Raw genomic sequence first — 22,541 nt, forward strand, 5'->3', positions numbered from 1 at the left:
CCCCCTTCGCCCCCGCCCCCGGACGACAAGGGCGCGACCATGAACCCGACACCGACATCGACACCGGAACCCGCACCGGCACCCACCCCCGAGGCCGTCCGCGGACTGGTCCGTTCCCTGCTCTCCGACGACACCGCGCCCGGTCCGGGACCGGAGGTGCGGCCCGTCCGCGAGCAGGGCGGCCACTTCACCTGGTGGGTGGGCCGACGCCATGTGCTGAGGCTCGCCCCCGACCGCGAGGCCTCCCTGCGCCAGCGCCGTGAGCTGCGGCTGCGCGATCTGGTCCGCCCCCTGGTCGGGGGCGCCGTCCCCATGAGCGTGGCGAGTGGCGAGTGGGCGGGCGGACTGAGCTACACCCTGGACACCAGGGTGCCCGGCGTCTCCGGCGAGGAACAGACCGTCTCGGCACTCGGCGAGGCCGACCTGGCGGACCTGCTGACCGGGCTGCGCGAGGTCCCCGTACGGCAGGCCGAGACCCTCGGCGTGCCGCGGACCCCGCCGCGCTCCCTGAAGGCGCTGCGGGCCACCGCCGTACGGGCCGCCGGGCGTCTTCCCGCGGAGGAGTTCGACCCCGCCCGGTTCGACCAGCTCGCCGAGCCCGCCGCCGTCCAGCTCGGCGCGCAGACCGGCCCCGCGGTCCTCGTGCACCACGGACTCCTGGGCGAACACCTCGTGGTCAGCCCCGACGGCCGGGTGCGGGGCGTCCTCGACTGGACCGGCACGGTGATCGGGGACCCGGCCGAGGACATCGCCGGGCTGGCCGTCGCCGTCGGCGCCCCCGCGGCCGTACGCGCCGCCACCCTCGCCGGTTACGGGGCCCGCCCCTGCCTGCGCGGCCTGTGGCTCGCCCGCTGCGACACCGTCGTCCGGCTCGCCGGCCGCCTCCACGGCGGCGATGCCGGACGGCTTCCGCTCCTGGAGGCCCAGCTGGGGCGGGCCTGGGAGTCGATCCTGCTGGAGCGGGTCACGGACCTGCGGGAAGGGCCGGGCGAGGCGCCGTAGGGGCGCGCGGCCGGCCCTTCCCGGCCGCGGGTGGGCCCTCACGCCTGGGTCAGCACCACGCACGACTCGCCCGGAACGTGCAGCATCCCGTCCGCTCCCGGTGCCTCGACCGGCTCCCAGGCCGCGAGGACGAGCACGCGGCGGATGCCGAGGGGAATCGCCGCGGGGCCCTTGCCGAGGTTCACGGCGACCCGGACGTCCCCGCGCCGGACGGCGATCCAGCGGGCTCCCGGGTCGTGGGCGACCCGGACCGCCGCGAGATCGGGGTCCGACAGGTCGGCCTGGCTCCGGCGCAGCGCGATCAGTTCGCGGTACCAGGCCAGCAGGCGCGCGTGCGGCTCCCTCCCGGGTTCCGACCAGTCGAGGCAGGAGCGGTCCCGGGTCGCCGGGTCCTGCGGGTCCGGCACGTCCTCCTCGGCCCAGCCGTGCGCCGCGAACTCCCGCCGCCTGCCCCGCCGTACGGCCTCCGCGAGCTCCGGGTCGGTGTGATCGGTGAAGAACTGCCAGGGCGTCGCGGCGCCCCACTCCTCGCCCATGAAGAGCATCGGCGTGAACGCCGCGGTGAGGGTCAGCCCGGCCGCGCAGGCCAGCAGTCCGGGGGACAGGGAGGCCGACAGCCGGTCCCCTTGGGCGCGGTTGCCGATCTGGTCGTGCGTCTGCGTGTAGCCGAGCAGCCGCTGCGCCGAGACCCGCGCGCGGTCGAGCGGGCGGCCGTGATGACGCCCGCGGAAGCTGGACCAGGTGCCGTTGTGGAAGAAGCCCGTCGTCAGCGTCTTGCACAGCGCGGTGAGCGGGGCCCGCGCGAAGTCCGCGTAGTAGCCCTGGGCCTCGCCGGTCAGCGTGGTGTGCAGCGCGTGATGGAAGTCGTCGTTCCACTGGGCGTGCAGCCCGAGTCCGCCCTCCTCGCGGGAGGTGATGAGCCGCGGGTCGTTGAGGTCCGACTCGGCGATCAGGAAGAGCGGCCGGCCCAGGTCGCCGGCGAGCGCGTCCACGGCCGCCGAGAGCTCCTCCAGGAAGTGCACCGCCCGGGTGTCCCGCAGCGCGTGCACCGCGTCGAGGCGCAGTCCGTCGAGCCGGTAGTCGCGCAGCCAGGCCAGCGCGCTGCCCACGAGGTAGGCGCGCACCTCGTCCGAGCCGGGCGCGTCGAGGTTCACCGCGGAGCCCCAGGGCGTCTGGTGGGTGTCCGTGAAGTAGGGCCCGAACGCGGGCAGGTGGTTGCCGGACGGGCCGAGGTGGTTGTGCACGACGTCGAGGACGACGCCCAGGCCCAGCTCGTGCGCCCGGTCGACGAAGCGCTTCAGCGCCTCGGGACCTCCGTACGGCTCGTGCACGGCCCACAGGGAGACGCCCTCGTACCCCCAGCCGTGCCGGCCGGGGAACGGGCACAGCGGCATCAACTCGACGTGCGTGACGCCCAGTTCGACCAGATGCCCGAGCCGGTCCGCCGCCGCGTCCAGGGTGCCCTCGGGCGTGTACGTACCCACGTGCAGCTCGTAGAGGACCGCGCCCGGCAGCGGACGTCCGGGCCAGTCGGCGCGCCACGCGTACCGCCCCTGGTCGACCACCGCGCTCAGTCCGTCGGGGCCGTCCGGCTGGCGGCGCGAACGGGGATCGGGCAGGACGGGACCGTCGTCCACCGCGAACCCGTACCGGGTCCCCTCCGCCGCCTCCGCCTCTCCCGTCCACCATCCGGTCCGCCCGGCGTCACGGTCCAACGCGCGCGTGGCACCGTCGCAATGGAGCGTCATCCGGTCGGCCCGCGGTGCCCACACCTCGAATCGCATGGACGCTTCCCCCTTGTCGGCTCGCAGTGACCCAGCCCGTCCATGGTGCTCCACGGGAGATCAATTCGCTTACGGATCCACCCTTTTGCCGCGTGTCTCCCGCCTTTCGGTCGCGCGAACGGCCGCACCCGGTCCCACCAGCCGTTTCCGGGTCTTCTGGACACTCCGTGGTTACTGGCCGACAATCACGAACGTGACGTCGTCCTTCGAGTTCCATCCGTACCCCGCGCGGCTGTCCGACGCGGAGCGCGACCGGGCGCTCAAGTCCCTCCGTGACGGTGTCGCGCTCGGCCGCCTCTCGCACGACACGTTCGTCCGCCGCATGGAGCTGGTCCTGTCCGCCCGCCGGTCCGAGGAACTCGCCGTGCTCACCGCCGACCTGCCCGACGGCGACGAGCCCGCCGGGCGGCGCTGGGCGAAGGTGGTGTTCGGCACCGTGGAGGCCGTGTCCGGCTTCTCGGTCCGGTTGCGCCGGGCCTGGCAGGCCGAGCGGCTGCCCAAGCTGCAACTGCCCGATCCGGGCAACGCCTATCCGCTGCGCATCGGCCGTGACCCGGCCAGCGGACTGCGCCTCAACCACGAGACGGTGTCCCGGGTGCACGCCGAACTGCGCCGGCAGGGCGGTGTGTGGGTGCTGCGCGACCTCGGCTCGACCAACGGCACGACCGTCAACGGCCGGCGCGTCATCGGCGCGTCCGTCGTGAAGGACGGCGACCAGGTCGGCTTCGGCCGCATGATGTTCCGCCTCGCCTCGGCGGCCTGAGCCGCGTCGCCTCCCGGCTGCCCGCCTCCCGGCTGCCCGAGGAGTCCGGGCGCGCCCGGAGAGCGGGCCCGGAGAGCGCGCCCGGAGAGCGGGCCCACCCGCCGGATCCCGCAACATCCTTTCGCCCCGGCGGTGTTGACGCGCCCCCGAAGTCGTGACTGACTGTGTGTACTTCGTGTACATCAGGTGAAACGACGGCACCGTACGAGTGGAGGTGTGCTCTGCCGCCCCTCCGCCGCTACCCGACCGTGGACGAACTCGGGGTCCGCGCCGCCGCGCTCGTCGCCCGGCGCCCCGGCGACGCCCGGCTGCGCCGCGTGGGCACCTCCCGGGCGGGCACGCCGATGCTGCTCCTGTCCGTCGGACACGGCAGCCGCCAGGTCCTCGTCGTCGCCGGACCGCACGCCAACGAACCCGTGGGCGGCGCGACCGCGCTCAGACTGGCCGAACGGGCGCTCGCCGACCCCCGCCTCACCGAGGGCGCGGACGCCACCTGGAACCTGCTGCTCTGCCTCGACCCCGACGGCTCCCGCCGCAACGAGGCCTGGCTCCAGGGCCCTTACACCCTCGGTCACTACTTCCGGCACTTCTTCCGGCCGGGCTTCCTCGAACAGCCGGAATGGCTGCCCGACGGCCCGGACGGCGCCGCCCTGCCGGAGACCCGGGTCCTGCTCGCCCTCCAGGACGAGCTGAGGCCGTTCCTGCAGTGCTCCCTGCACGGCGTCGACGTCGGCGGCGCCTTCGTCGAGCTGACCCGCGACCTGCCCGGCCTCTCCCGGCGCATCGCGCACAGCGCGGCCCGCCTCGGCATCCCGCGCGAACTCGGCCCCTACGACACCCTGTACTGGCCGGAGCTCGGCCCCGCCGTCTACCGCGTCCCGCCGCCGCGCCGGGGAGACCTGGCCGCCGCCATCACGGAGGCCGCGGTCGACTCCACCTGGTTCCACCCCCAGCCGTACGGCACGGTCACCGCGATCGTCGAGGCGCCCATGTGGGGTGTCGGCGCCGTCGAGGACCGGGCGCGTCCCGCCGACGCCGACGCGGTGCTGCGCTCCGTCAGCCGGGCGCTGCGGCACGACACGAGGACCCTGGAGGACGTCCTGGCCCGGGTGCGGCCCGGCCTCGGCGGTTCCCCGGACGTGACCTGTCTGCTCGCGCCCGTCGACGACTATTTACTGGTCGGCCCCGGACTCGCCGACTCCTGGGACCCCGACGCGCGCGACACCGGGGCACGGGCCCTGCCGCCGCTCGACACCGCCCGGCTCACCGCCCTGCGCCTCGCCGGGCGCCGGGTCGCGCTGCGCACGGCCGGGCTGCTGCACCAGCTGGTCACCGCCTCCGGGCAGGACCCGTGCGGCGCGCTGCCCGAGCTCGACCGGCTGATCGACGCGTGGTGCGCCGACTACCGCGACGGCTGCGGGGCGCGCTGGATACCGGTCGCGCGCCAGGTCGAGTACCAGGCGCGTGTCGTCCTCTCCGCGTTCGAACTCGCCGGGCGGCACACCGGCGCACGTCCCCGTTCGGGCGACTCCGGCCGGCCCGCGCAGGCCACGGTGCCGACACACCGGGAATGACGACGCCCCTCCGGGCGGTCCGCGCCGGGTCAGACGGTGCCGTCGCGGGCGTGGCGGGCGGCCGCCATCACCGTACGGGCCTGGTGCTCGACCTGGTTCTCCAGCGGCACCCAGCGCGCGCGGAAGCGTTCCGCGAAGGAGTCGCTCCAACCGGCGACCAGCTCTTCGAGGCGCGGCGCCTCGCGGTCGCCCGCCTCCCGGAGGACGCGCAGCAGCATCGACGCGGCCCGCAGCGGGATCCGCCGGCCGAACGCGTCGACACTTCCCACGTACGCCATCGTCGTGTCCACGGGGAGCGGCTGCGACCAGTCCGCGGCGAGCCCCGGCACCAGGGCCAGCGCCCACTTCGAGGCCCGCAGGAGGGGCCCGTCGGGCCCCCGCAGCCGGGGCAGGGCCCGTTCGAGCACCGCCTCCACCTGGCCCGCGTCCGCCACCAGCCGGTCGGCCAGGCGTCGCATCGCGGCCGCGGGCGCGGGGTGCGGCGCCGGATCGTCCACCAGGTCGCTGGCCCACATCGGCACCTCCACGACGGCCGTCAGACCGCCGTACCGGTGGGCGTGGTACCAGGTGCTGTGCCGGGCGTCGTCCGGCATGCTCGGGTACGCCGCGTCCGAGCCGGGCGCCGGCATCACATGTACCCCCGGCCCGGACGCGGGCCAGCCCGCGGCGTCCGAGGCGGCCGTCTCGACCGGGATGCGCAGCTCCGCCGCGGACTTGGCGAACGGCTCCGCGAGACCGGGGATGTCCTTGGTCAACTGCACCCAGCTGCCGCCCAGATCGGTCCCGTGCAGGGTCACCTGGAGGTAGGGCCGCACCTCGTCGATGACCCGGGTCAGCGCCCGGGTCTCCGGCGGCAGCCGGTCGGGGGGCAGGACCGAGGGCGACCACTCCGGCTGCTCGGGCCCGGCCGGACGGAAGAAGCCCAGGTGGTAGTCGAGGAGGGTCCGGGGCGCGGGAGTCGCATGGAGGCTCGCCCCGTCGGGGTCCGCGCAGAGCAGGAAGTGCCAGGAGGTGTCCCTGCGTAACTCCCGCCGGTACAGCACGCGTTCGGCCAGCGACAGCAGCGTCGAACCGCCCGTCGGCTCGTTGGCGTGGGCCCCCGCCACGACGAGGACCGCGTGCCGGGAGTGGCCGACGGACAGCAGGTGGAGGGGTCTTCCCGCGCGGGAGGCGCCCACTTCCCGAAGGACGCACAGATCGGGCCGGTGGGCCGCCAGCGCCGAGGCGGACGACACGATTTCGGCCACACTGGGGTAGCGCAACTCCGGCAGATGACTCACCCCCGACTTGTCCGCCCTGCGTCGCTTTTGGCAGTACTCCACGGTCTCGGAGAACTGTCAAGGACGCGTCGGCGCGGCCGTGACGGACCCCGGCCGGCGTTTTCCGCCGGCGACGGGCGGCGGCGGGTGCCCGGACCTCCCCGGCCGGAACGGACCGCGTCCCGCGGGCCTGCGGAGAACCGGGGACGGGCGCGCCGGAGCGGGCGCCCGGGAGACGGCGGCCGGCGTCCCCGCGTGCCGCGGGCGGATGGATCGATGCGATGTACACGATTCACTCGTCCGGGTGTACGGGACCTGCGCTCGCGGGCTGATGGTGGTCGACTCGGAACAACCGCGCGCGGGTCCGGCGCGCAGACCCGAGGCGGTGGCCCGCGGTGCTGTGTCCACACGGTCTTCCCGGCGAAGGCGCCGCGACGGCGACCCCCACGGGCCCACGGGCCCCGGTCCCGCCGCCCTCGCCCGCCGACGCCGGGCCACCGACGGCCGCGGGCGTGACCTCCGCGCACGTCGCGGGCGAGCCGCCCCCGCCGGCCGCGGGCCCGGCACCGGCGTCCTCCGCCACCGGTGATCCGGGGACCGCGCTCGTGGGCTCCCGGACGCCGCGGTCCGGCACCGCCGCGCCGCGCCCGTCCCCGGCGGGTCCGGCGCCGGTCCCCGTGCCGGGGTGTCCCTCGCCGACGGCCCCGCTCGCCCCGTCGGGCCCTTCACCGTACGGCCCGTACACGCCGCCGCGCGGGCCTTCCGTGCACAGGGGCGCCCCGGCCAGCCTCCTCGACCCGGGAACGGAGGACGATCCCCACCCGCTCCACCGCACCCTGCGCGGAAAGTTCCCCCTGGTCCACGACGAGCCGTTCGGCGCCTGGCTGATCAGCAGGTACGCCGATGTGCGCGCCGCGCTCGCGGACCCGCGGCTCGTCCCGCCGTCACCCGGACCCGTACCGGCCCGCGGCGCCTGCCGGGCCGTCGTGTCCCAGGCGCTCGGGGACCGGGTGCCGGCCGCGCTGCGAGCGGGCGTCGAGCGCACCGCCCACGTCCTCGCGAGCCGCCTGGCCTTCCGCCAGGAGGCCGATCTCGTCGCCGAGTTCTGCCAGTGGCTGCCCGCCGCCGCGGCCGTCGCCGCGCTCGGACTGCCGTACGAGGACACCGCGCGCGTGCACGCCTGGTGCCGGACGGGACTCGACCACCTCGGCGGCCACCACCCCGGACTCGCCGCCCATCTGCGGCCCCACGTCGCCGCCCGCCGTGCCCACCCCGGTGACGACCTGCTGTCCGCGCTGTGCGCGGCCCGTCCCGACGGGCGTCCCCTGCCGGACGAGGCGGTGACCGGCCTCGCGGCGACCGTGCTGGGCGCGGCGGGCGAGACGACGGCGCGCGCCCTCGCCTCGTTCCTCGCCAACCTCCTCGACCATCCGCGCCAGCTCGACCTGGTCCGCGCCCGGCCCGAGCTGGCGGGTGCCGCCTGGGCCGAGTCGCTGCGCCGCGACCCGCCGCTGCAGATCGTGGCCCGCCGGGCCCTCGAACCGGTCGGCCCGGTGCCCGAGGGCGCCACCGTGGCGTGTCTGCTCGGCGCCGCGGGCCGCGACCCGGCACGGTTCGCGGACCCGGACCGCTACGACGTCTTCCGCGCCGACCCGGGCGGCCTCGCGTACGGCTCGGGACCGCACCGGTGCCCGGGCGCCGCGCTGGCCCGGCTGACGGCGGAGAGCGGGCTGCGCGCCCTGCTGACCGTGCTGCCGGACCTGCGCAGGGCGCCGGGACCCCGGCCGCGGGCCGAGGGTCTGGTCAGCCGCTCTCCCCGGACCCTTCCGGTGTGTCCGCGCTGACGCGCTCCAGCAGCGCCACGGGCGACCTCCCGAAGAGGTCCGCCACACGCGCGTGGCCCGTGAACTCCCGTCCCGCCGAGCCGGAGGGGAGCACGTCGGCCCACCGTCCGCCGGGGAGCGCGAGGACGGTGTCCCGCCAGCCGCCGGCCTCGGCGAGCCCCAGCGACAGCCGGGTGACGGCCGTGATCACCTCCCCCGACCGCGCGAACGCCACGCAGTGCTCGGCCGCCGGTCCCTCGGCCCGCAGCGGCGCGTACGTCGCCGAGGCGCCGAAGACGTCGGGCCGCCGGGCCCGCAGCCGCAGCACGGCGGCCGTGAGCGCGGGCTTCTCTCCGGACGGTTCGCGCGGTGTGAACGCCGCCCGGTTGTCCGGGTCCACCAGCGCCCGGTACTCGTCCTCGGTGCCCTGGTACACGTCCGGCACCCCGGGCATCGTCAGATGGACCAGGGCGGCCCCCAGGACGTTCGCCCGCACGTGCGGCGCCAGCGAGGCCCGCAGGGCGGCCACGGGCCGTCCGGGGGGCCCGCACGGCCCGTCGGTGACGAACGCCGCCACCGCGTCCTCGTACGCGGGATCGCGCTCGGTCCAGGCGGTGCGCGTCCCGGCCTCCCTGACGTGCTTCAGCAGGGCGTCCCGGACGCGCTCCGCGTAGACCCCGGGCCCGTCCCCGGGCCCGTCCCCGCCGGTGGCCGGGCCGAGGCCGAACACCGTCTGCCACGCGGCCCACGCCATCTGCGGGTCGGGCGTCCCCGGCCCCTCGCGGGTCACCTCCGCCAGCACCTCGGACCAGGCCTCCGGGCACTGGGTGAGGACGGAGACGGCGGCGCGCACGTCCGCGCTGCGCTTCGTGTCGTGGGTCGACAGGACGGTCCCGCCGACGGGCCAGTCGCGCTGCACGCGCGCGCAGAAGGCGTGGAAGTCGTCCGGGGACACCGCGGGGCGGCCCGGGTCGCCGCCCACCTCGTTCGCCGACAGCAGCGGCACGTAGCGGTAGAACGCCGTGTCCTCCACCGACTTGGCCCGCAGCGCCGACGAGGTCTGCGCGAACCGGGCCCGGAACGCGGCCTCCCCGGGTCCGTCGCCGTCCCGCGCGAGCAGCAGGTCCCGTACGAGATCCACGGCGTGCGCCTCCTCGGGCACCCGGAACGCGGACCTGGCCTCGGCGGCGGCCCGTTCCGTGAGCGCCCCGGCCGCGTCGGTGGACGGATAGGTCCGGTACACCTCCATCCGGACCAGGAGTTCGCGCAGCGCGGCGCCCAGGGCCCAGGGGGCGTGGTCGCGCGCGGCGGGGTCGGGGGAGGCGGCGCACAGCGCGCTCACCTCGCGGGTGAGCCGTCCGGCCTCCGCGGCGAGCTCGTGCGTGATCACCTTGTACGCCGCCTGGCGCACCGTGCTGTCCCAGTGGCCGCCCCGGTCGGCCTCCGGGCCCGCGAAGCGCCGGTAGCGGCCGAGCAGCCGGCTCGCGCCCGCCTCGTCCGTGAAGAGGCCGTCGACGTGCCGCAGCGCGTCGTAGCCGGTGGTGCCCGCCACGGGCCACGCGGGCGGGAGCGGCTCGCCGTCCGCGAGGATCTTCTCGACCACGGTCCAGCGGCCGCCGGTCGCCTCGTGCAGCCGGCGCAGATAGGCGTCCGGGTCCGCCAGCCCGTCCGGGTGGTCGACGCGCAGCCCCTCGATCACCCCGTCGGCGACGAGCTCCAGGATCTTCGCGTGGGTCGCCGCGAACACCTCGGGGTCCTCGACACGCACCCCGATGAGCTCCGAGATGCTGAAGAAGCGCCGGTAGTTGAGCTCGGTGCGGGCCAGCCGCCACCACGCGGGGCGGTACCACTGGGCGTCCAGGAGCTCGGGCATCGGCAGTCCCGCCGTGCCCTCGCGCAGCGGGAACACGTGGTCGTAGTAGCGCAGTATGTCGCCGTCGACCTTCAGCTGGCCGATCTCGGCGCCGAGGCGGTCCCCGAGCACCGGCAGCAGCAGCCGGCCGCCCCGGGCGTCCCAGTCGATGTCGAACCAGCGCGCGTACGGTGACTCCGGACCCTCGCGCAGCACCTCCCACAGGGCGTGGTTGTGGCGCGGGGACATCGCCATGTGGTTCGGCACGATGTCCACGACGAGTCCGAGGCCGTGCTCCCGCGCGGTGCGCGCGAGGGAACGCAGTCCCTCCTCCCCGCCCAGTTCGCCCCGCACGCGCGCGTGGTCCACCACGTCGTAGCCGTGCTTCGAGCCGGGGACGGCCTCCAGGACGGGGGACAGGTGCAGATGGGAGACGCCGAGCGAGGCCAGGTGGGGCACGGCCGCCTCGGCGCGGTGGAAGGGGAACTCCGGCTGGAGCTGGAGCCGGTAGGTGGCGGTCGGCACGACGGGGGCGACCGGGCCGGGGACGACCGAGTCCGCGATCGCCGGTTCGGGGCGCTCAGGTGTCATGCGACTCTACGTACCCGTTCGGCCGCCTTTCTGTCGCCGCGGCCCGCACAAGGGCACGCACGGCCCCGTCCCGCGCGGGTCCGTGGCGGGAGCCCGCGCGCGGGACGGGACGAGGGTTTCCTAGGCGGGCCGCTGGAGCACGGTCATGCTGCGGTCGACCAGGGGCAGCCGGTCGCCGGCCGTGACCTTCGCGCCCGTGCCCGGGGCCACCCCCTCCGGCAGGGAGGTGTCGACGACGACCTGCCACCGGCGGCCGTGGTCGGCCGGCACGACGAATTCCAGGGGCTGGTCGGAGGCGTTGAACATCAGCAGGAAGGAGTCGTCGCAGATGCGCTCCCCGCGCGGCCCCGGCTCGGAGATCGCGTTGCCGTTGAGGAAGACGGACAGCGCCCGGGCCTGCGCGGACCCCCAGTCGCGCTGGGTCATCTCCTGGCCCTCGGGGGTGAACCACGCGATGTCGGAGAGCTCGTCGTGGGTGCCCTGGACCGGCCGTCCGTGGAAGAAACGCCGCCTCCGGAAGACGGGATGGTCCCGGCGCAGCCACACCATCGCGCGCGTGAAGGCGAGGAGTTCGCAGTCCTCCTCCGGCCACGGCACCCAGGACAGCTCGCTGTCCTGGCAGTACGCGTTGTTGTTGCCGCCCTGGGAGCGCGCGAACTCGTCGCCGTGGCTGAGCATCGGCACGCCCTGGGAGAGCATCAGGGTGGCGATGAAGTTGCGCCGCTGCCGGGCCCGCAGCGCCAGCACGTCCGCGTCGTCCGTCTCGCCCTCGACGCCGCAGTTCCAGGAGCGGTTGTGGCTCTCGCCGTCCCGGTTGTCCTCGCCGTTGGCCTGGTTGTGCTTGTCGTTGTACGACACGAGGTCGTTCAGGGTGAAGCCGTCGTGGCAGGTCACGAAGTTGATGGAGGCGAGCGGACGGCGCCCGTCGTCCTGGTACAGGTCGGACGAGCCGGTCAGCCGGGAGGCGAACTCGGCCAGCGTGCGCGGCTCACCGCGCCACAGGTCCCGCACGGTGTCGCGGTACTTGCCGTTCCACTCCGTCCACAGGGGCGGGAAGTTGCCCACCTGGTAGCCGCCCTCGCCGACGTCCCAGGGCTCGGCGATCAGCTTCACCTGGGAGACCACCGGGTCCTGCTGGACGAGGTCGAAGAACGACGACAGCCGGTCCACCTCGTGGAACTGGCGCGCCAGTGTGGCCGCGAGGTCGAAGCGGAAGCCGTCCACGTGCATGTCGGTGACCCAGTAGCGCAGCGAGTCCATGATCAGCTGGAGCACGTGCGGGGAGCGCATGAGCAGCGAGTTCCCCGTGCCCGTGGTGTCCATGTAGTAGCGGGGGTCGTCCGCCAGACGGTAGTACGAGGCGTTGTCGAGCCCCCTGAAGGAGAGCGTCGGCCCCAGGTGGTTGCCCTCGGCGGTGTGGTTGTAGACCACGTCGAGGATGACCTCGATGCCGGCCTCGTGCAGCGCCCGGACGGCCGACTTGAACTCCAGCACCTGCTGGCCCCGGTCGCCCCAGGAGGCGTACGCGTTGTGCGGGGCGAAGAAGCCGATGGTGTTGTAGCCCCAGTAGTTGCCGAGGCCCATGTCGGCCAGCCGGTGGTCGTTCACGAACTGGTGTACGGGCATCAGTTCCAGTGCCGTGACGCCCAGCCGCGTCAGGTGTTCGATGATCGCCGGGTGCGCGAGGGCCGCGTACGTGCCGCGCAGCTCGTCCGGGAGCGCCGGATGCAGCATCGTGAGGCCCTTCACGTGGGCCTCGTAGATCACCGTGTGGTGGTACTCCGTCCGGGGGCGCCGGTCGTCCCCCCAGTCGAAGTACGGGTTCACCACGACCGACGACATGGTGTGCGGCGCCGAGTCGAGGTCGTTGCGCCGGTCGGGGGACCCGAACGGGTAGCCGTACACCTCCTCGCCCCAGTCGACGGAGCCCGCGATCGCACGCGCGTACGGGTCGAGCAGCAGCTTCGCGGAATTGGCGCGCTGCCCGCGCTCGGGCGCGTACCGCCCGTGCACCCGGAAGCCGTACCGCTGCCCGGGCATGACGCCGGGCAGGTACGCGTGCCGCACGAACGCGTCGGTCTCCCGCAGTTCCACGGCCGTCTCCGAGCCGTCGTCGTGCAGAAGGCACAGCTCGATACGGTCGGCGGCCTCCGAGAAGACCGCGAAATTGGTGCCGGCGCCGTCGTACGTGGCACCGAGTGGATACGCCTCGCCAGGCCAGACCTGCATGGATATGACTCTTCCAGTAGTTCCGTGCCCCTGGGGGGCGAGTCCGAGCCGAGTCTCCCCGAAAGTGATGGAACCTCACATGCCTTACATCCCTCTTACCCCGCGACCAGGCATATCTCGTATGCCGAACCAGTGGGACTCGAACGACTCCTGGGGACACGGGGGGAGTAGGGGGAAATGTGCGCAAGATAGTGCACCGCCATCTGGGCAAGGTGGTGGCGGGTGCGGCCATCGCGGTGGCCGGGACGGCCGTGATGATCGGTGTCACCCTTCCGGGGTCGGCGGGGGCCGAGGAATCGGGCGGAACGAGCGGGAGCGGCGGGTCCGCGCAGCAGGCGGCGCAGGACGGTCAGGGCGGCCAGAGCGGCGCCGTGCGGCCCGGTGTCGTCGAGCGGGCGCCGACCGAGGGGCAGAAGGGCAAGGGCCGTGACCCGCTGACCGACGACGAGATGCGGCGCGCCGAGCGGATCGCGGTGAACCGGCAGCTCTTCAATTCCAGCGAGAACGTCGAGGGAGAGCGCGGACCGCAGCGCCTCGGGGTCGACCTCGCCGAGCCCGAGACGGCCGACCTGGACAACCCGGACGCGCCGCGCCGCGCCGACATCAGGTTCTACGACTACAAGGACGACACGCTCGTCACCAAGACCGTCGACCTCGACACCGGGAAGGTCGAGCAGACGGGCGTCCAGCACGGTGTGCAGCCGCCGATCAGCCGGGACGAGATGACCGAGGCCGCCAAGCTGCTGATCGCCGATCCGCTCGGCGCCGGCCTCAAGGCCGACTTCAAGGACGCGACCGGCAAGGAACTCACCTCGCCCGACCAGCTGGCGCTCAACAGCATGGTCTACCGCGCCACCTCCGGTGCCCAGCCCGCCGCCCTCGGCGCCTGCGGCGAGCACCGGTGCGTCCGGCTCTTCCCGAAGGTCAAGAACGGGCCCTGGATCGACAGCCGTGACCTGGTGATCGACCTGAGCGCCCGCAAGGTCGGCAAGCTCGGCTGAGCGCCGCCCTCCTGTCCTTCCCACCGTCACAGCTTTCCGCAAGGAGTCGTCTCTTCATGCGCGTCAACAGAAACAGCCGTGCCCGCAGCCGGGCGGCCGTGGGCCTCTCGACGCTCGCCCTGGCCGCCGGAGCGACGACGGCCGCGGGACCGGCCGTCGCCCAGCCCCGGTCCGCGCCCGCCCCGGCCGCCGACTGCAGCGCCGCCTACAAGATCGAACAGAAGCTCGCCACCGGCACCACCTGGCGGATGTGCTGGAGCTACGAGAGCGAGGCCGGGCTCGTCCTGTCGGACATCTCGTACCAGCCTCCCGGCGAGGCCGCCCCGATCAAGGTCCTGAGCACCGCCAAGCTCGCCCAGATCGACGTCCCCTACGACGACGGCTCGGTCGAGTACAGCGACCTGACCGGCGCCGGCTTCGGCCAGGGCCTGGTCGACATGGTCCCCGCCGAGTGCCCCGGCGGCACCATCAAGACGGTCAAGGTCCCCGAGGCCTGGGACCCGCAGCACGCGAACGTCAAGGGCCTGTGCACCACCACCCGTTCGCGCGGTCACGCCTACCGGATGGAGGCCGACACCGGGAACAAGGTCTTCCAGAAGCAGGGCAAGGACCTGCTGATCTACACCGTCAACAAGGTCGGCTGGTACGAGTACATCACCGAGTGGCGGTTCCAGGACGACGGCACGATCAACATGAACGTCGGCGCCACCGGCAGCCTCTCGCCCTTCGACTACGACGCGGGCGACGGCCGCGGCTGGCCGCTGGGCAAGGGCGCCAAGGACTACGCCACCAGCCACAGCCACAACGTCTTCTGGCGGCTCAACTTCGGCCTGGACGGATCGTCCAAGGCGAAGGTCGAGCAGTACGACTCCGTGGTCAGCCCGCCCGCGCAGGGCCAGCAGGCCCCCAGCAACAAGACCACGGTCACCAAGGTCGGCAAGGAACTCGCCGGCGACGCCAAGAACATGCGCTGGTGGCGGGTCGTCAGCAACTCCGGCAAGAACAAGGACAACCACGCACGCTCGTACGAGATCGTCCCGGGCGCGACCACCAAGTACCTCGGTCGCCCCTTCACCAAGCACGACGTCTACTTCACCGAGTACAACAAGTGCGAGCAGTTCGCGAGCGACAACCTGCGCAACTGCGGTGCCGGGCACGGCAAATCCGTCGACAAGTGGGTCGACGGGCAGACGCTCACCCACCCCATGGTCTGGGTCAACGTGGGCTTCCACCACGTCGCCCGGGACGAGGACCAGCAGCCGATGCCGGTCCACTGGCAGGGATTCTCCATCGCCCCGCGTGACGTCACCGCTATGAATCCGCTCACTCCTGCGGAGCTGGCGGACCAGAACGGGCATGTCGAACCTAGGTAGTTGGGAAACTACCTGTGCATCGGGCTGCATCGTCCACCGCTCCCGGAGTACCCTTCCTTGATCGTTGATTGGGGCCTGGCCCCTGGGGAGTGCTCGGGGGAGCGGAAGGCGGTGCGTGGGTGGGCTCGGGAGGGCTGGAGCTGCCTCCTGGTGACGAGGGTCACGAGGGGAACTCCACAGATGTCCCACCCGGCGCGGTGTCACTGGCGCGGCCGATGGAGATGGGATCCATCGGACCGGAACTGGACTGGGGCGCCGACGCCTGGGGCGAGGTGCGTACGCGTGCCCAGCGAGCCGGGCGCGCCTACATCTGGCTGAACCTGGTGGAACAGCGGCTGCGCGCGGTCGTGGCCGCTGTTCTCCGGCCCGTCTACGAGCCCGTCCACGGCGACGACTGGGTGGTCGCCGCCGCGGGACCGGCCGGACAGGAATGGGTGCAGCGCGCGGTCGCCGTGCGCGAAGTCAGCCGCCGCAAGGGGTACTTGCTCGACCCGGCCGACGACAACGTGCTGAGCTTCCTCACGCTGCCCCAGCTGCGCGAGCTGATGGTGCAGCACTGGCCGTGCTTCGAGCCCTACTTCGACGAACGCAGGGACGTCGAACTCGCGCTGGACGAGCTGGAAGTGACACGGAACGTCGTGTCACGCAACCGCGCCCTGTCCGAGGCCGTCCTGAACCAGGCCGAGCGGGCCGCGGCGAAGCTCCTGGAGATCCTCGGCGCCGGCAGCGACGTGCCCTCCGCGCGCCGGCTGCCCGTGGACGCCGTCGAGGACCTCGTGGGCGACCGCTACGCGGACGTCGTCGGTGTGCACTCCGACCGGGTGCGGCTGCTGCGCCAGTTCCCCGCCGAGGACCTCTTCGGCGGGGCCCGGCGGCTCGACGCCGTCGGCATCGGCCTGAACCTGCTGGTGCAGAACTTCTCCGGGCGCCGGCTGGTCCGTCTCGCCGAGTCCGGCTGCCGCACCCGGCTGCTGTTCCTGAACCCCGCGTCCAGCGCGGTCAAGCGGCGTGAGCGCGAACTCGGGATCAAGCGCGGCGAGTTGAGCCGGTCGGTCGAGATGAACATCCTGCACATGCGGCGCGTGCGGTCCAGGCTGCGCGACCCGGACGCCTTCGAGATCCAGGTCTACGACGAGACGCCCCGCTTCACCGCGTACCTCGTCGACGGGGACGGCTCGGACGGCATCGCGGTCGTGCAGTCCTATCTGCGCCGCACGCGGGGCATGGAGGCGCCGGTCCTGGTGCTGCGCGGCGGGAGCCGGGTGCTCAGACCGGACCAGATCGGCGAAGAGGGACTTTTCCCCACGTATCGTGAAGAATTCGAGGTGGCCTGGGCCGATTCGCGGCCGGTGTCCTGAGGGCGGTCCCCTCCGGCCCGGTGGAACGCGTTCCCGGGGATTGTCAGTGGCTCATGGGATCGTGGGAACCACTGGGGGAAAGCACCACGAAGAAGGGGGGCCGCCCATGGGCTGGCACCAGGAGCTGCTGATCGGCTTCGACCTGGAGACGACCGGGACCGATCCGCGCGAGTCGCGCATCGTCACGGGGGCCGTGATAGAGGTCAAGGGCGGAGAACCGCTGGACCGCCGCGAGTGGCTGGCCGATCCGGGCGTGGAGATCCCGGCCGACGCGGTGGCGGTGCACGGGATCACCAATGAGCGCGCGACCGCCGAGGGCCGCCCCGCGGCCGAGGTCGCCGACGCCATCGCGGGAGTCCTCGTCGGCCACTGGCGCGCCGGGGTCCCGGTCGTCGCGTACAACGCCGCCTTCGACCTCACGCTGCTCTCCGCCGAGCTGCGGCGGTACGGACTGCCGTCGCTGGGCGAGCGGCTCGGCGGCATCGACCCGGCTCCGGTCATCGACCCGTACACGATCGACCGCTCCGTGGACCGTTACCGCAGGGGTAAGCGCAATCTGGAGGCGGTCTGCACCGAGTACGGGGTGGTCCTGGACTCCGCCCACGACGCCTCCTCCGACGCCCTCGCCGCCGCCCGGCTCGCCTGTGCGATAGCCGACCGCCACCCCAAGGTCGCGGCCCTCGGTCCCGTCGAGCTGCACCGCCGGCAGATCGAGTGGTACGCGGAGTGGGCGGCGGACTTCCAGTCCTTCCTGCGCCGCAAGGGCGAGACGGACGCGGTCGTGGACGGGACCTGGCCGCTGCGGGACCTGGCGGACGAACGCGTCTGACCCGAGCGGGCCCCGGGGCGCACTCACCGGGGACCCGGCCGACCCGGGTGACGCGGGCGGTCCCTGGCGGGCACGGGGCATCCCGGCGGGCACCCGGCCTCAGGGTGGCCGCGGCTTACGCCCCGCGTCAGGGCGGTGGTCCCGGCGGGTGCCCGGGATCAGGTCAGAACGGGTACCAGCGCACCGTCTCGTCGCCGTCCCGCAGTGACGCCACCCGGCGTTCGAACTCGGCCAGCGCCTCGGGGTTCGTCGGCGCGTGCTGGGCGACCCAGGCGCAGCTCGCGGTCTCGCGGGCGCCCCGGAGCACCGAGCAGCCCTCCCACGTCCGGACGTCCCAGCCGTACGTCTTCGTGAAGGAGTCGTAGGCCTCGGCGGGAAGCCCGTAGCGGTCGCGGGAGAGGGCCATGACCACCAGGTCGTGCTCCCGCAGATCCGCGGAGAAGGTCTCCAGGTCGACCAGGACCGGTCCGTCCGGGCCGACGTGGACGTTGCGGGGCAGCGCGTCGCCGTGGATGGGGCCCGGCGCCAGCCGCGGGGTGAGCGCGGCGGCCGCGGCGGCGAAGCCGTCGCGCCGCTCCCGCAGGTAGGCCGCGTCCGCGGGGGCGATCGCGTCGCCCGCCAGGCGCAGCCAGCGCTCCACGCCGCCGAGGAGCTCGCGGGGCGGCAGCGCGAAGGAGGGCGAGGGCAGCGCGTGCACCACCCGCAGCAGCCCGGCCAGATCGCCCGGCTCGGCGGGGCGGACGGCGTCGGGCAGCCGGTGCCACACCGTCACGGGGTGTCCGTCGACCAGCAGTGCCTCCGGCTCGGCGGCCCGCACCGCGGGGACGCCCGAGTCGGCGAGCCAGGCGGCTACGGCCAGTTCCCGGCGCGCACGGTCGTGGAGTTCGGCGTCGCGCCCCACCTTGACGACCAGGTCACCGGCGCCGAACACCGCGTTCTCGCCGAGGGCGAGGAGCGACGCGTCCCGCGCCGGCCACGGCAGCACCTTCGCCGCGGCCAGTACGTCCCGCGCCCGTGCCTCGTCCATCGCTCGCCTCCGTGTCCTCGCGCACCACCCGCGCGGCCCTCGCGTACGACGGCTCCGGGTTCCCGCCGTCCGTCGGCCAGTGTCGCATTTCCCCAGGCCGGACCGGGCGCGCGGTGTCCTGAGCCGTGCGGTGCCGCTCGGCGGGCCGTGATCACGGCAACGGCGTACGAGGGAGGCGGATCCCGTCGAAGCGGAACCGCGCGGCCGAGTGCCGCGAGCGGGCCGGGGCCACCGGAATGTCACCGTCCGCGAGCCGCGCGACCCCCTTCCGCAAGGGTTGTACCGGGGACGTGAAGTCCTGGCGCACATTCAATAACGGTCGGGTCATTGTGTAACGCGCGGATAACGAGGGAGGCGCCGGAAAATCCCATGGACTCGGGTTCCGGTTGGACCGTTGATCCCTCGAAAAGGTTGCACGGAACGGATCTTGTGACCCGGGTAAGGGGATTCCTAACGTGAGGTTAATTTCAATCGAACGTCGGAGAGTTGACCCATGAGACTCGTACGTCGAGACATTCCGGACCTCGCCGAGGTGCGGCGTATCACGGAGAAGAAGCGTGACGCGTGGTGGACCGTGCTGCTCGTCGACCCGGTCGCCACACCGCTGGTCAGGCAGCTGGCCATGCGGACGCGGGTCACGCCGAACCAGATCACCTGGGGCGCGTTCCTGCTCGGTCTGGTCTCGGCGGCCCTTTTCGCGCTCGGTGACTGGCGCTGGCTCGTCGCGGGCGCGGTCGTCTACCACGTCAGCTTCATTTTTGACTGCATGGACGGCAAGCTCGCCCGGCTCACCGGTCAGGGCTCGGTGTTCGGCGCCTGGCTGGACTTCGTCTTCGATCGCATCCGGGTCGCCGCGTGCGCGGTGGCGCTGATGGCCGGCCAGTACGGGCGCAGCGGAGAGGAGCTGTACATCTGGCTGGCCCTCGCCGTCGTGGGACTCGACACCCTGCGCTACATCAACTCCCTGGAGATCTTCAAGATACGCCACACGATGCGCAAGCAGATCAAATCCCGGCTGCGGGAGGCCCGCCGTGCCGAGAACCAGGCCGAACTGACCTTCATGGAGGACCTGCTGCGCGACAACCCCGCGGCCGACATCGAGCAGGACACGGGCGAAGCCGAGGCGGCCGCCGGGGTGGAGGCCGCCCGGGGTGCGACGGCCGTTCCCTCGCCCCGGGTCGTCGATCTGCAGCGGGAGTTCCGTCTCCGTTTTCCGGTTTATCTGAGAGTGCGTTCCCTTCTGCTGCGGTACCGGATTCGCCCTCATCTGGTGAGCGGAATCGAATTCCAGATGGGTGTCTTCATCATCGGTCCGCTCCTCGACGCGGTCCTGGAGGCGACCGTCGTCTCGGGTGTGCTGATTCTTGTTTTCGAACTCGCCATCATCTACAAGCTGCTGCTGTCCACCCGGGACTTCACGCGCACGATGAATTCGTTCGAGCGCGACGCGGTGACCAAGGCCGCCTGAGTCCCGTTCGTCGGTGGGGCCGTCAGGGCGGCCGTGCCGCACCGGGGAAACGGCAGCGGCCCGTCGGCCTCCCCCGAAGCGGAGGCCGACGGGCCCGGAAGATGCGGCACTGGACGCGTGAGGCCGTTCCGGCCGGTTACACCCCGGCCCGCTCGCCCTGGGGCAGCACCGGCTGCAGGGCGGCCTCGGGGGCCTCGTCGTGGGTGAGGTCGGGCATCCGGTTCAGCCACTTCGGCAGGTACCAGTTGCGCTCGCCGAGCAGCGCCATGACCGCCGGGAGCAGGACACCCCGGATGATCGTCGCGTCGATGAGCACCGCGGCCGCCAGGCCCACGCCCATCTGCTTCATGGACTGCATGGACAGGGTTCCGAAGATCGCGAAGACGGCGACCATGATGACGGCGGCGCTGGTGACGACACCGGCCGTGGTGACCACCCCGTGCCGGATGGCGTCCTTGGTGCTGCGGCCCCGCAGCCGTGCCTCGCGGATCCGGGAGACCACGAACACGTGGTAGTCCATCGAGAGCCCGAAGAGGATCACGAACAGGAACAGCGGCAGCCAGGTGACGATGGCGCCGACGCCCTCCGCGCCCACCAGGGAAGCGCCCCAGCCGTGCTGGAAGACCGCGACCAGGATGCCGTAGGCGGCCGCCACCGAGAGGAGGTTGAGCACGATCGAGGTGACCGCGATCGTCAGGGAACGGAAGGAGAGCAGCATCAGGACGAAGGCGAACACGACCACGAAGGCGAACACCGGGGTCACCGAGCCGATGAGCTGGTCGTTGAAGTCGTGCGATCCCGCGACCTGGCCGGTGATGGGCGCCTGCAGGCCGTCGACCTTGCCGAGCGTCCGCGGGCGCACCGTGTCGCGCAGCAGCTCCAGGCTCTTCTCCGCCTTGCCCTGGTCGGAGCCGCCGACCAGCGGGACGGAGACGAAGGCGACGTCGTGCTCCGCGTACACCTTGATGTCGACCGGACCGCGCGAGGCACCCGAACTGACCGCCGCCTCACGGAAGTCGGCGAGCGCGGCCTTCACGTCGGCGGCGTCGATGTCCCGTGCCTTGACGACCACCTGGGCCGGCTCGGAGCCGCCGGGGAAGGCCTCGTTGACCCGGTTGTACGTGCCGACGATCGCCAGCGAGTCGCCGAACTCCTTGTCCAGGGTGAGCTGCTGGGTCTTCATGCCGAGCGCCGGGGCGGCGACGGCGAGCAGCGCGCCCGTCGCGACGACCAGGGAGACGGCGGGCTTGGCGAGCACCACGCGCAGGACGGCGCTCCAGAACCGGCTGCCCTCGTCGGCCGGACGGCGGTTGCCCCGGCCCGCGGCGCGCCGCTTGGCCCGGTGCAGGAACGGGATGCGGCCCTTCTCGACACGGTCGCCGAGCAGGGAGAGCAGTGCGGGGAGCACGGTGACCGAGCCGACCATGGCGACGGCGACGACCATCAGGGAGGCCAGGCCCATCGCCTCGAACTCGGCGAGCCCGGTGAAGAGCATGCCCGCCATCGCCACGCACACGGTGACCCCGGAGACGATGATGGCGCGGCCACTGGTCGCGGCGGCGATCCGCAGCGCCGTACCGGCGTCGCGGCCGGCCTCGCGCTCCTCGCGCTCACGCCGCAGGTAGAACAGGCAGTAGTCGACACCGACGGCCAGACCCACCAGCAGCATCACGGAGTTGGCCGTGTCGCTCATCGGCATCAGATGGCTGACGATGCCCATCAGGCCCATCGTCGCCATGATGGCCGTGACGGCGAGCGCCACCGGGAGCAGCGCCGCCACCAGCGCGCCGAACGCGATCAGCAGGATGCCCAGCGCCACGGGGACGGCGGACAGTTCGGCCTTCTGGAAGTCGTCGCCGAACGCGTCGTCGTACTGCTTCATCATGCTGGCGCCGCCGATCTCCTCGATCCGCAGCCCGGCGTGGTCCTTCTGGACGCGTTCGACGGCCTTCAGCACGGGTTCGACGCGGTCGCCCGCCGTCTCCGAGTCGCCGCGCATGTCGAACTGGACGAGCGCGCTGCGGCCGTCCTTCGAGATCGTCTTCGTGTCGTACGGCGAGGTCACGTCGGTGACCTTGCCGGTGGCGCCGACGGCCTGGACCACCGCGGAGACCGCGCTCCTGAAGTCGGCGTCGGTCGCCCTGGTGCCCGCGTCCTTCGCCTGGACCAGAACCGTCTCGCTCGCCGGCTCCTCGATCCCGGCATCCTCGATGATCTTGGCTGCGGTGTGGGTCTCGCCCTTGAGCTGGTCGCTCTCCTTGACGTCGACGCGGCCCGCCGCGGAGCCGAGGCCCATCGCCAGGACGACGAAGAGCACCCAGATTCCGACGGCGGCCCATCGGTGGCGGGCGCTCCAGCCGCCTGCTCGCGCGGCGATGCCGCGCACCCGTGTGTCTGCGTTCCCCATGACGGGCCTGCCCCCTTGAGCACGGTGACAGCCCCCTGCCGCCACCTTCCGTAATGAAGGTATGGGCCCGACAATCACGTCTCCTCGTGCTGTCCGGTGAACCGCCGGACCTGCCGCTCCTCCCCGGGGACCCCGCGTCCTCCCCACTGGGGAGGATGGAAGCCCCTTACACGTAACGGCACTTCTCGGGGGCGCCACTCA

The 22,541-nt window shown here is 73.0% G+C and carries 15 protein-coding genes; 9 read left to right on the plus strand and 6 right to left on the minus strand.

Annotated elements, in window-relative coordinates:
• Positions 1-39: 39 nt before the first annotated feature.
• Entirely contained in the window at positions 40-1,002 is a 963-nt protein-coding gene (locus ACICHK_RS30455; protein WP_406839359.1) for an aminoglycoside phosphotransferase family protein, read from the plus strand.
• Positions 1,003-1,040: 38 nt separating this feature from the next.
• Here the strand turns inward: ACICHK_RS30455 and treZ are convergent, their stop codons facing one another.
• Positions 1,041-2,786 (minus strand): malto-oligosyltrehalose trehalohydrolase, encoded by a 1,746-nt coding sequence (treZ, locus tag ACICHK_RS30460; protein WP_406839360.1) that lies wholly within the window; start codon positions 2,784-2,786, stop codon positions 1,041-1,043.
• Positions 2,787-2,979: 193 nt separating this feature from the next.
• Here treZ and ACICHK_RS30465 point away from each other — a divergent pair, with 193 nt between their 5' ends.
• A complete protein-coding gene (locus ACICHK_RS30465; RefSeq protein ID WP_151474808.1) occupies positions 2,980-3,549 on the plus strand; it encodes a DUF1707 and FHA domain-containing protein in 570 nt (189 codons plus the stop codon).
• A 248-nt stretch (positions 3,550-3,797) separates the two neighbouring features.
• Positions 3,798-5,123, plus strand: a complete 1,326-nt coding sequence (locus ACICHK_RS30470; RefSeq protein WP_406839361.1) for a M14 family zinc carboxypeptidase — start codon at positions 3,798-3,800, stop codon at positions 5,121-5,123.
• Between the two features lie 29 nt (positions 5,124-5,152).
• On the opposite strand, the gene ACICHK_RS30475 is transcribed toward ACICHK_RS30470, so the two are convergent.
• Positions 5,153-6,403: a M14 family zinc carboxypeptidase gene (locus tag ACICHK_RS30475; protein WP_406839362.1), complete on the minus strand. Its 1,251-nt coding sequence runs from the start codon at positions 6,401-6,403 to the stop codon at positions 5,153-5,155.
• A gap of 491 nt (positions 6,404-6,894) precedes the next feature.
• Here ACICHK_RS30475 and ACICHK_RS30480 point away from each other — a divergent pair, with 491 nt between their 5' ends.
• Positions 6,895-8,226: a cytochrome P450 gene (locus ACICHK_RS30480; protein WP_406839363.1), complete on the plus strand. Its 1,332-nt coding sequence runs from the start codon at positions 6,895-6,897 to the stop codon at positions 8,224-8,226.
• On the opposite strand, the gene treY is transcribed toward ACICHK_RS30480, so the two are convergent.
• A complete protein-coding gene (treY, locus tag ACICHK_RS30485) occupies positions 8,186-10,648 on the minus strand; it encodes a malto-oligosyltrehalose synthase (protein WP_406839364.1) in 2,463 nt (820 codons plus the stop codon). The two genes, ACICHK_RS30480 and treY, sit on opposite strands and share 41 nt — an antisense overlap.
• 120 nt (positions 10,649-10,768) lie before the next feature.
• Positions 10,769-12,877, minus strand: a complete 2,109-nt coding sequence (gene glgX, locus ACICHK_RS30490) for a glycogen debranching protein GlgX (protein ID WP_151473481.1) — start codon at positions 12,875-12,877, stop codon at positions 10,769-10,771.
• 179 nt (positions 12,878-13,056) lie between these two features.
• Here glgX and ACICHK_RS30495 point away from each other — a divergent pair, with 179 nt between their 5' ends.
• The 4 genes from ACICHK_RS30495 to ACICHK_RS30510 all read left to right on the plus strand — a co-directional run bounded on the left by ACICHK_RS30495 (position 13,057) and on the right by ACICHK_RS30510 (position 17,438).
• Positions 13,057-13,878 carry a Tat pathway signal sequence domain protein gene (locus ACICHK_RS30495; RefSeq protein WP_406839365.1) on the plus strand — a complete coding sequence of 274 codons (822 nt, stop codon included), beginning with the start codon at positions 13,057-13,059 and terminating at the stop codon, positions 13,876-13,878.
• 56 nt (positions 13,879-13,934) lie between these two features.
• Positions 13,935-15,251, plus strand: a complete 1,317-nt coding sequence (locus tag ACICHK_RS30500) for a copper amine oxidase (RefSeq protein WP_406839366.1) — start codon at positions 13,935-13,937, stop codon at positions 15,249-15,251.
• A gap of 119 nt (positions 15,252-15,370) precedes the next feature.
• Positions 15,371-16,609: an SAV2148 family HEPN domain-containing protein gene (locus tag ACICHK_RS30505; RefSeq protein ID WP_406839367.1), complete on the plus strand. Its 1,239-nt coding sequence runs from the start codon at positions 15,371-15,373 to the stop codon at positions 16,607-16,609.
• A 106-nt stretch (positions 16,610-16,715) separates the two neighbouring features.
• The gene (locus ACICHK_RS30510; RefSeq protein ID WP_406839368.1) at positions 16,716-17,438 is read left to right on the plus strand and encodes a 3'-5' exonuclease; all 723 of its coding nucleotides are present in this window, start codon (positions 16,716-16,718) and stop codon (positions 17,436-17,438) included.
• A 163-nt stretch (positions 17,439-17,601) separates the two neighbouring features.
• Here ACICHK_RS30510 and ACICHK_RS30515 read toward each other — a convergent pair whose 3' ends face one another.
• Positions 17,602-18,465, minus strand: coding sequence for a phosphotransferase (locus ACICHK_RS30515; RefSeq protein ID WP_406839369.1), 864 nt, complete (start codon positions 18,463-18,465; stop codon positions 17,602-17,604).
• Between the two features lie 493 nt (positions 18,466-18,958).
• Here ACICHK_RS30515 and ACICHK_RS30520 point away from each other — a divergent pair, with 493 nt between their 5' ends.
• Complete coding sequence (locus ACICHK_RS30520; protein ID WP_406839370.1) at positions 18,959-19,933, plus strand: CDP-alcohol phosphatidyltransferase family protein; 975 nt, start codon at positions 18,959-18,961, stop codon at positions 19,931-19,933.
• 136 nt (positions 19,934-20,069) lie between these two features.
• Here ACICHK_RS30520 and ACICHK_RS30525 read toward each other — a convergent pair whose 3' ends face one another.
• A complete protein-coding gene (locus ACICHK_RS30525; RefSeq protein ID WP_406839371.1) occupies positions 20,070-22,340 on the minus strand; it encodes an MMPL family transporter in 2,271 nt (756 codons plus the stop codon).
• Positions 22,341-22,541 lie beyond the last annotated feature (201 nt).

It is taken from the genome of Streptomyces sp. AHU1, from assembly GCF_045343905.1.
Taxonomy (GTDB): domain Bacteria; phylum Actinomycetota; class Actinomycetes; order Streptomycetales; family Streptomycetaceae; genus Streptomyces; species Streptomyces triticiradicis.